General features: G+C 66.4%; 8 protein-coding genes, 1 other RNA gene and 1 pseudogene. 1 reads left to right on the plus strand and 9 read right to left on the minus strand.

What is annotated here, in order from left to right; translation table 11 throughout:
- Positions 1-10: 10 nt before the first annotated feature.
- From KJ554_03580 to fba, 6 genes are all read right to left on the minus strand, one after another.
- Positions 11-256: a YggT family protein gene (locus KJ554_03580; protein ID MBU0741419.1), complete on the minus strand. Its 246-nt coding sequence runs from the start codon at positions 254-256 to the stop codon at positions 11-13.
- A 44-nt stretch (positions 257-300) separates the two neighbouring features.
- Positions 301-1,023 carry a YggS family pyridoxal phosphate-dependent enzyme gene (locus tag KJ554_03585; protein MBU0741420.1) on the minus strand — a complete coding sequence of 241 codons (723 nt, stop codon included), beginning with the start codon at positions 1,021-1,023 and terminating at the stop codon, positions 301-303.
- A gap of 31 nt (positions 1,024-1,054) precedes the next feature.
- The gene (locus KJ554_03590) at positions 1,055-1,762 is read right to left on the minus strand and encodes a hypothetical protein (protein MBU0741421.1); all 708 of its coding nucleotides are present in this window, start codon (positions 1,760-1,762) and stop codon (positions 1,055-1,057) included.
- Between the two features lie 14 nt (positions 1,763-1,776).
- A complete protein-coding gene (gene fusA / locus KJ554_03595; GenBank protein MBU0741422.1) occupies positions 1,777-3,867 on the minus strand; it encodes an elongation factor G in 2,091 nt (696 codons plus the stop codon).
- 170 nt (positions 3,868-4,037) lie between these two features.
- On the minus strand, positions 4,038-5,234 hold the full coding sequence (locus tag KJ554_03600; GenBank protein ID MBU0741423.1) for a glycine C-acetyltransferase: 1,197 nt from the start codon (positions 5,232-5,234) through the stop codon (positions 4,038-4,040).
- A gap of 147 nt (positions 5,235-5,381) precedes the next feature.
- Positions 5,382-6,401, minus strand: a complete 1,020-nt coding sequence (fba, locus tag KJ554_03605) for a fructose-bisphosphate aldolase class II (GenBank protein MBU0741424.1) — start codon at positions 6,399-6,401, stop codon at positions 5,382-5,384.
- A gap of 139 nt (positions 6,402-6,540) precedes the next feature.
- Between fba and KJ554_03610 the strand changes: the two genes are divergently transcribed.
- A complete protein-coding gene (locus tag KJ554_03610; protein MBU0741425.1) occupies positions 6,541-7,056 on the plus strand; it encodes a nitroreductase family protein in 516 nt (171 codons plus the stop codon).
- A gap of 49 nt (positions 7,057-7,105) precedes the next feature.
- On the opposite strand, the gene ssrA is transcribed toward KJ554_03610, so the two are convergent.
- The 3 genes and pseudogenes from ssrA to KJ554_03625 all read right to left on the minus strand — a co-directional run bounded on the left by ssrA (position 7,106) and on the right by KJ554_03625 (position 9,400).
- Positions 7,106-7,464: a transfer-messenger RNA gene (gene ssrA, locus KJ554_03615) on the minus strand.
- A gap of 552 nt (positions 7,465-8,016) precedes the next feature.
- Positions 8,017-9,147 (minus strand): annotated as a pseudogene (gene gdhA, locus KJ554_03620) (NADP-specific glutamate dehydrogenase).
- 91 nt (positions 9,148-9,238) lie between these two features.
- Entirely contained in the window at positions 9,239-9,400 is a 162-nt protein-coding gene (locus KJ554_03625; GenBank protein MBU0741426.1) for a hypothetical protein, read from the minus strand.
- Between the last annotated feature and the right edge of the window lie 365 nt (positions 9,401-9,765).

The raw sequence follows: 9,765 nt of genomic DNA on the forward strand, positions 1-9,765 counted from the left end.
GCGTAGCGGGTCAGATCACCAATCTGGCCAGCATCGTACAGAGCAGTCTGACCAGCAACAGGGCGAGAATCGGCGACAGGTCTATGCCGCGCAGCGGAATCAGGGGCCGCAGCAGATCGAGCAACGGATCGGTCAGCCTGCAGATCATGACCAGGTAGGAATTGCCGGGCCGGGGGTTGAGCCAACTGATGATCACGCGCGCGATGATCAACCAGCTATACACCTGGCAGATGGACAGCAGCATGCGTACCGCCACGTCTCAACCTCTCCTTCGCGCCGCGGCCGGCCGCGGCGGCATCCTCAGCGGGCCGTTTCGCGAGGGCCGAATATGGCCGTACCGACACGGATCATCGTGGACCCCTCGGCGATGGCGGCTTCGAAATCGTCGGACATGCCCATGCTCAACTCGGGCAGGGGCAGGCCGCTAGCCTCGCGGGCCTCGTCGGCCAGTCCTCGCAGTGCGGCGAAGGTGCGGCGCAGCTCGCTCTCGGGAGCGCCGAAACGCGCCATGCACATGAAACCCCGCAGGGCCAGGCCCGGCAGGCCGGACGCCGCCACGGCCGCGTCGAGCGCCTCCCGCCGGTTCAGGCCGTGCTTCTGCGGCTCCGCGCCGACGTTCACCTCCAGCAACACCGGCTGCGTCAGGGAGCCCTCGGCGGCGACGTCGGAGATCCTCTCGGCGAGCCGCAGCGAGTCCACGGCGTGCAGCAGCTCGAAGCGCCCGACCGCCTTGCGCACCTTGTTGCCCTGAAGGTTGCCTATGAAATGCCAGGCGACGCGAAGGTCCCCGACACCGGCCCCCCGCAGGAGCTCCGCCAGTTCCCCCTGGCGCGGCAGGGCGTCCTGGATACGGTTCTCGCCGAGGCAGACCTGGCCGGCCCGACAGGCGTCGACCACCAGCGGCAGGGGGATGCGCTTGGTGACCGCCACCACCGCGACCCCTGCGGCGGAACGTCCCGCGCGCGCGCAGGCCGTCGCGACCCCGTCTGCGAGATGGGCCATGTTCTCCGCGACGTCGATCATGACAACCTCGGCTCTTTGCGCGAGCCCCGGTCTATCGCCAGCGCAGCAGCAGGGTTCCGGGATCCAGCTCCATGTTCAACTCGGGAGCCTCGGGCCGGTCGTGATCCTTGAGCAGACGGACGCGCACGTGATCGTCCTGCGGCTCGAGCTGGATGATGACCGAGATCAGGGCGTCGAACTGGGCCACCTCGCCGGGCACGCCGCGCGCATCGCAGGTCTGGCCTTCACGATAGAGGCGCGAGGAGGTCCAGATCTCCGCGCTCCACTCGCGCGCCAGCTCGCACACGCCCTCGATCTCCCAGGTCTCGCAGTGTTCGAAGCGGGGCGTCCCGTCCATGATCACCATGTCGGGCGAGAAGTGGGCGGCGTCGTGGAGGAATTCTGCCGACTGGCGCAGCTTGTCCAGGGAGAGGGTCTTGCGGTTGTAGACCAGGATGTGGCGGTTGCGCTCCAGGTCCAGGCGCCGCTCGAGACGGTTGTCCAGCCGCTGGCTCTCGCAGATCAGCTGGAAGATCTCGAAATAGAAGGCCCGCAGGTGTTCCACCGATTCCTCGGTGGAGATATGCATGACCTTGCGCCCCCGCAACAGCGCATCCACGGCCATGCCGACCAGGAACGCGGTCTTGCCCACGCCGTGCCGCGAGAGCACCACGCCGAGGTTGCCGCTGCCCAGCCCCCCGCCGGTCGCCTTCTCGAAGATCCGCAAAGGGCTGCGGATCTGTGTGTCGTTCGTGGGCATCGACTCTCCTTGCGTTACTTGTGCCTGGCCGCCTTCTGCTCGGCGAATTCCTCTACCAGTTGCGCGCTGACCTCGGCGGGAGCCGGCGAGTAGCGTGCGAACTCCATGGTGTATTCGGCCTTGCCCTGGGTACTCGAACGCAGGACCGTGGCGTAGCCGAACATCTCGGCCAGGGGCACGTGCGCGTCGATACGCACGAAACCCTCGTCCTCGGTCGTGCCGATCACGATACCACGCCGCTGCATCACGGTGCCAAGGATATCTCCCTGGAACTCCGTGGGGCCTTCGACCGAGACCAGCATCAGCGGCTCGAGGGCTATGGGACGCCCCTTGCCGTAGTTCTCGCGGAAGCAGCCGCGCGCGGCCGCCTGGAAGGCCTGGTCCGATGAATCGACGGCGTGGGAAGCGCCGTCCTCGAGCACCACCTTCAGGCCCTGGACGGGATAGCCGACGTAGGCCCCCTTCTCGATCATGCTCCGGAACCCCTTCTCGACCGCAGGGATGAACTCGGTCGGTACGTTGCCGCCGGCGACCCGGTTCTCGAAATGGAACTCGCCGTCGTCGCTGGGATCCAGGTAGCCCTTGATGCGCGCGTACTGGCCCGAGCCGCCGCTCTGCTTGCGGTGCGTGTAGTCGAAGGGCACCTGCCTGGTGATGCACTCCCGGTACGAGACCTTCGGCCGCCCGGCCTCGACCACGGCGTGGTATTCGCGCCGGATGCGCTCCAGGTACACCTCGAGATGAAGCTCGCCCATGCCCATGATCAGGGTGTCTCCGGTCTCCTCGTCCTTGCGGGTGCGGAAGGTCGGGTCCTCCTTGGTGAAGCGGCCGAGCGCCTTGGCGAGATTGTCCTGCGACTTGACGTCCAATGGCACGACGGCCAGCGAGACGACGGGCTCCGGCACATGCATCGACGTCATGGAGACCTGGTCGCCGCCGGAGAAGGTGTCCCCCGACGCGCAGTCGATGCCGAACAGCGCCACGATGTCGCCGGCGTTCGCCTTCACGATGTCCAGCATCTGATCGGCGTGCATCTGCACCAATCGTCCGACCTTGACCCGCTTGCCCGTGCGCGTGTTGTGGATGGTGTCGCCCTTGGTGAGGGTGCCCTGGTAGAGACGGATGTAGGTGAGCTGCCCGTAGGCGCCGTCCTCCAGCTTGAAGGTCAGGGCGAGCAGGGGTTCCTCGTCCGACACCTTCACGGTGAACACTTCCTGGGTGCCGTCGCGGTCCACGCGGTGGGCGTCGTTCTCGACCTCGGTCGGATCGGGCAGATAGCGGGTCACGGCTTCCAGCAGCAGCTGGACGCCCTTGTTCTTGTAGGCGCTGCCCATGAACACCGGCGTGAGTTCGCGCGCCAGGGTGCCGCGCCGCACTGCGTCGTGGATGAGCCGCTGGTCGACCTCGCCCTCCAGCGCCGCCTCCATAAGCTCGTCGCTGAACATGCTGGCGGCGTCGATCAGCTCCTCGCGCAGCGTCTCGGCCTCCAGGCGGTAACGCTCGGGGATGTCCCCCCAGACCAGCTCCTCGCCCATCTCCCCCGTGAAGCGGCAGGCCTGCAGGCGCACCAGGTCGATGACACCCTCGTGGTTCTGTTCGAGGCCCAGGGGCATCTGCATCATCACGGCGTTGTGATGCAGTTTCTCGCGCAGCTGGTCCGTGACGCGCCTGGGATTGGCGCCGGAGCGGTCGCACTTGTTGACGAACGCCACCCGGGGCACCTTGTAGCGCTTCATCTGCCGGTCCACGGTCATGGTCTGGGACTGGACGCCGGCCACGGCGCAGAGCACGAGCACGGCGCCGTCGAGCACGCGCAAGGCGCGTTCGACCTCGATGGTGAAATCCACGTGGCCCGGCGTGTCGATGATGTTGATCGAATATCCGTCCCACTCGCAACAGGTGGCGGCCGAGGCGATGGTGATGCCGCGCTCGCGCTCGAGCTCCATGGAATCCATGGTGGCACCCACGCCGTCCTTGCCGCGCACCTCGTGCACCGCATGGATGCGGCCCGTGTAGTACAGGATGCGCTCGGTGAGCGTCGTCTTGCCCGAATCGATGTGGGCGCTGATCCCGATATTCCTCACCTTGGCGATGTCTCTGGCCATGACTATCTCCGGACGGCGAACCGCCCCGTGGAATGGACTCCTGTGCGGAAGGAGCTCTGGTCCTCCGGCTCAATGCAGACGCCCACCAAACAGCGGTGGGCGCCGCGCGGAATATACTTTGAAAATGGATAATTGCAAGCAGATTTGTCGTTTTTCAGAAGGGTCCGGACTCAGACGACGCCCAGACGGCGTCCCGCCGCGGCGAAGGCCTCGAGGCCGCGCACGATCATCGCGGGAGTATGCGCCGCCGAGACCTGCAGCCGGATTCGCGCCTGGCCCCGGGGCACCACCGGGTGGGCGAAGCCGACGGCGTAGACGCCGTGCGCGAAGAGGTCCGCGCTCAGGCGCTGTGCCAGCCGGGCGTCGTCGGCGAAACGCCTCAGATGCACCGGGATGATGGGGTGCTCCCCCTCACCCACGTCGAAACCCTGCACCCGCAGACCGTCGCGCATGAGCCGCTGGTTCTCCCGCAGCCGACGCAGGGGGGCCTTGTCCTCCCGCAGGATTCGCAGCACTTCCAGCGTGGCGCCGCAGACCATCGGCGGCAGGGTGTTGGAGAACAGATAGGGCCGGCTCTTCTGGCGCAGCCAGTCGATCACGGGGGCCGGCCCGGCGGTGCAGCCCCCGAGGGCGCCACCGAGGGCCTTGCCCAGGGTGGTCGTGCACAGATCGACGCGGTCGATCACGCCGCAGTGTTCGGCGGTCCCGCTCCCGGCGGCGCCGAGGACGCCGGTGCCGTGGCTGTCGTCCACCACCACCACGGCCTCGTACCGCTCCGCGAGATCGCAGACGCCAGACAGGGGCGCCAGATCCCCGTCCATGGAGAAGACCCCGTCGGTGACGATCAGGCGCAGGCGGGCGTCGCGGCTCCGCTGCAACGCCGCGGCGAGCTGGTCCAGGTCGGCGTGGTCGTAGACGAGGCGGCGGGCCTTGCACATGCGCACGCCGTCGATGATCGAGGCGTGGTTGAGACGGTCCGAGATCACGGCGCAGTCGGCGTCCAGCAGGGACTCGAAGAGCCCGCCGTTGGCGTCGAAGCAGGCGGCGTAGAGGATGGCGTCCTCGGCGCCCAGGAAGGTGGCGAGTTCCGACTCGAGGCGCTTGTGCAGCTCGGTGGTGCCGCAGATGAAGCGCACCGAGGAGAGGCCGAAGCCCCAGTCGTCCAGGGCGCGCCGCGCCGCCGCGACCACGCGCGGATCCGAGGCGAGGCCCAGGTAGTTGTTGGCGCAGAAGTTCAGCAGACGGCGCCCGCCGACGGTCACCTCGGGCCCCTGCGGGCCGCCGAGGACCCGTTCCGCCTTGTAGAGCCCCTCGGCGCGAAGGGACGCCAGCTCGCCTTTCAGATGGGTCGTCAGGGTACCGTGCACGGGCGTTCTCCTCGGCCGCGGGTTGGGGATCCTCCGCCGGGAATCTCGTCAACGACGACACCGGTGTCCAGAGGCGATCGACATCCATCCGCGGCACGAAAAACCCCGCCGCGGGCGCGGCGGGGTCTCGTCTCGCCGGAGATGGACCTAGGCGTAGTAGGACTTCATGTCGTCCAGGGTCCTGGCGGGAACCTTCTCCGCCCAGCCGGCCTGGCCGAAGGCGATCATGCGCGCCTTGACGACCTCGGCCATGGCGATCCGCGCGGGCTTCAGGTAGTCGCGCGGATCGAACTTGCCGGGGCTCTCGGCGAAGACCTTGCGGATGGCGCCGGTGATGGCCAGGCGGTTGTCCGTGTCCACGTTGATCTTGCGCACGCCGTGCCGGATGCCCTTCCGGATCGCCTCGACGGGCACGCCGTAGGTCTCGGGCATCTCGCCGCCGTACTTGTTGATGATGTCGATCAGCTCCTTGGGCACCGAGCTGCTGCCGTGCATCACCAGGTGGGTGTCGGGCAGGCGGCGGTGGATCTCCTCGATCAGGTCCATCTTCAGGACGTCGCCGCCGGGCTTGGTGGTGAACTTGTAGGCGCCGTGGCTGGTGCCGATGGCCACCGCGAGGGCGTCGCAGCCGGTGTCGGCGACGAAGCGCTCGGCCTCGTCGGGATCGGTCAGGTGGGCCAGGGCCTCGTCGCCGGTCAGGCCGGCCCCGTGACCGTCCTCGATGCCGCCCAGGCAGCCGATCTCGGCTTCCACCGTCACACCCAGGGCGTGCGCTTTCTCGACGACACGACGGGTGACCGCCACGTTGTAGTCGTAGGTGGACGGGGACTTGCCGTCCTCCTGCAGCGAGCCGTCCATCATCACCGAGGTGAAGCCCTGGTCTATGGCCGAGAAGCAGGTCTCCGGGCTGTTGCCGTGGTCCTGGTGCATGGCGATGGGTATCCGCGGGTTGAGCTCGGCGGCCGCCAGCATCAGGTGGCGCAGGTAGTTGTCCTGGGAGTAGGAACGGGCCCCGCGCGAAGCCTGCACGATGACCGGCGAGCTGGTCTCGACGGCGGCCATCATGATGGACTGGATCTGCTCCATGTTGTTGACGTTGAAGGCGCCGACGCCGTAGCCGTGCTCGGCGGCGTGGTCCAGCAGGACGCGCATGGGTACCAGCGGCATGTCATCTCTCCTCTGGGAATGCCTGGAAAAACCGGGCCGCGGTCTTGCGGCGACAGGGCCAAGATAACCCGGCTCCCCGGATCGATCAACATGGGGTTGGCCGTGGGGAACGTGATAGGATGCGCGCGAGGAGGTCGACATGGAATTCAGGGATCTCATCAGCGCCCGCTATAGCTGCCGCGCCTACCGCGCCGACCCGGTGCCGGACGACGATCTGGCATGCGTGCTGGAAGCGGCGCGCCTGGCGCCCACCGCCGACAACCGTCAACCCTTCGGCCTGGTGGTCATGTCCACCGCCGGCAGGAAAGCCGAGCTGTCGCGGATCTACGGGCCGGGCTGGTTCGTCCAGGCGCCGCTGGTGATCGCCGTCTGCGGCGAGCACGACCGCAGCTGGAAACGCAAGTCCGACGGCTGGTCGTCCGTGGCGGTGGACGCGGCCATCGTCACCGACCACCTGGTGCTGGCCGCCGCCGACCGGGGGCTCGGCACCTGCTGGGTCTGCGCCTTCGATCCGGCCGCCGCCCGCGAGGTGCTGGGCCTGCCCGAAGGGATCGAGCCCATCGCGTTCACGCCGCTGGGTTGGCCGGCCGACGCGATCGGCACCAGATCCAGGCGCGACCTGGCGGAGCTGGTGCATCGGGAACGGTGGTCGTGAAGCAGGGATGAGCCGGCGGCGACAGCGCCGCTGCTACAGGGAGGCGTGCTGGTGGAGGCGGCGGGAATCGAACCCGCGTCCGAAGCCGGTACCCTACCGACATCTACATGCATAGTCGCCGATCAATCTCGCCCCGCGCCTAGCTCGGCGACCGGCTGAGCGCGAGACCAGTCCCTGTCAAGATCTCGTCCATCGCCAAGAGACCAGGCTCCGGACCAGACACCAGATGACGGCGCTCCTGCGGGGACCCTGGTGTCCCGTTCCCCGAGGAACGCGCTACCTCTTATTTAGGCAGCGAGAGCGTATTGCTCAGTGTCATTTGTTTGTTTTTCCAGCGTTTTACGAGATGACTGGAATCTCGGCATGCAGTCAATAGTCCCCCGACCCCGTCGAAGCCATGTCGCCCCCACGTGTCGTCGAACAGGTACAAGCTACACGAAATTCGGAGACCTGTCAAAGAGCGGCCTTCGCACACATGCGCCGCCAACGCGCCTCGCGCAGCGCCGAAGCGTTGGCGGCGCATGTGTGCGAAGGCCGTTCCTTGGCTGGTTCGATCGTGTAGCTTGCATGTGCCGGACTATGGAGATTGGGATATTGGTTCTGGACCCTCGGTCCAGACCCTTGAAATCCCCGGAGATGTCGTGGCCCGCCCCGACCAAGGATGCGACCAACGCGAGAGCACCCACCGAGGCGGGCGAGAACCAACATCAACCAAATACCGAAACGCATCCCGGACCCCCGACCCAGGATTACCGCGACCATCAGAATCTCGATACTGAAAAAACCATGCAATCACCAACATCACCGTCTTTCAACCTCCTCCCCCGTTCCCCCGCTCGTCGTCACACCCACACGCCCAGACCAGACGGACGATGTGGCTTGGACGTTTCTTCACGACCTCTGTGCACGAAGAAACGGGGCGGTCAAGCCGCCCCGTTCCCCATCCGTCCGAGCGTGTGATCAGACGACGCCCTGGTCCATCATGGCGTCGGCGACCTTCAGGAAGCCGGCGATGTTGGCGCCGTTGACGTAGTTGCCGGGAGTCCCGAAGGTCTCGGCGGTCTCGACGCAGTTCTTGTGGATGGCCTTCATGATGCCGTGCAGCTTGGCGTCGACCTCTTCGCGGCTCCAGGCCAGGCGCTGGCTGTTCTGCGCCATCTCCAGGCCGGAGGTGGCCACGCCGCCGGCGTTGGCGGCCTTGCCGGGGCCGTAGAGGATCTTGGCGGCGATGAACTGCTCCACGCCCTCGGGGACGGTGGGCATGTTGGCGCCCTCGGAGACCACGTAGACGCCGTTCTTCAGGAGATTGGCGGCGTCGGTGGCGTTGATCTCGTTCTGGGTCGCGCTCGGGAAGGCGCACTGGGCCTTGTGGTTCCACAGCGGGTTGGACTTCGCCTTGGGGTCGGCGGGCGTGAAGGGCACCTTGAACTTGTCCGCGTATTCCTTGATGCGGCCGCGCTTGACGTTCTTCAGGTCCATGATGAAGGCCAGCTTCTCGCGGTCGATGCCCTTCTCGTCATAGATGTAGCCCGAGGAGTCGGACGCGGTGACGGGCTTGCCGTCCAGATCCAGGATCTTCTCGGCGGTGTACTGGAAAACGTTGCCGCTGCCGGAGACGAGACAGGTCTTGCCCTCGAGGGTCTCGCCGCGCGTGGCGAGCATCTCGGCGGCGAAGTAGACGGCGCCGTAGCCGGTGGCTTCCGGACGGATCAGCGAGCCGCCCCAGTTCAGGGCCTTGCCGGTCAGCACGCCGGTGAACTCGTTGCGCAGGCGCTTGTACTGGCCGAACATGAAGCCGATCTCGCGGCCGCCCACGCCGATGTCGCCGGCGGGCACGTCGGTGTCGGGGCCGATATGGCGCTGCAGCTCGGTCATGAAGCTCTGGCAGAAATGCATGACCTCGACGTCGCTCTTGCCCTTGGGATCGAAGTCGGATCCGCCCTTGCCGCCGCCCATCATCAGGGTGGTGAGGCTGTTCTTGAAGACCTGCTCGAAGGCCAGGAACTTCAGGATGCCGAGGTTGACGCTCGGGTGGAAGCGCAGGCCGCCCTTGTAGGGGCCGATGGCGCTGTTCATCTCGATGGCGTAGCCGTGGTTCGATGCCCATCAACGCGGCGGCCAGCCAGCGCCGCTTCTGGTTCGAGTTCCTCCAGTAGTTCATCCTACCGCACTGCTCTTCCGCCTAGGCGTTGGCCGATTCGATGATATTCGTCGTCTTGAGCAACTTGCCCAGAACACCGAACACACCCAGCCGATGCAGGGTTAGCGTCTCTTCGAAACCCTCGTCCAGGCTCGCCACCGCCGACTCGTTGATCTCGCTCAACTCACGCCTGATCTTCAGCAACTCCTGCTTCGCTTCCTTGTAGGTCGGCCGCTGTTAGGCCCGTTGTAGCCGGCTGCGCCAGTACTTCTGCTCAGTCTTGGCCTGGTACGATAACGTGTTCTCCCGCTTGTGCCACTGACAACGCTGGACCACGACCCGCTTGTCGAAGGCCTTCAGGAGCGCCGCACGCAAGTTCCTTGGCACCGTCGATGACACCGATCACTCCGGTGCCGACATCGAGGCCACGAGTTATGGTCAAGAGTTGTGTATGACCCCTCAGGCAGCGACATCCTCCACCCCGTCGATGAACACGATTCCCTCGACCACTTTCCCAAGCAACGCATAACCGCTGAGCTTCCTCCACCTTTTCTGAGCGCAGCGGCATA

This window comes from bacterium, assembly GCA_018814885.1.
GTDB lineage: Bacteria > Krumholzibacteriota > Krumholzibacteriia > LZORAL124-64-63 > LZORAL124-64-63 > JAHIYU01.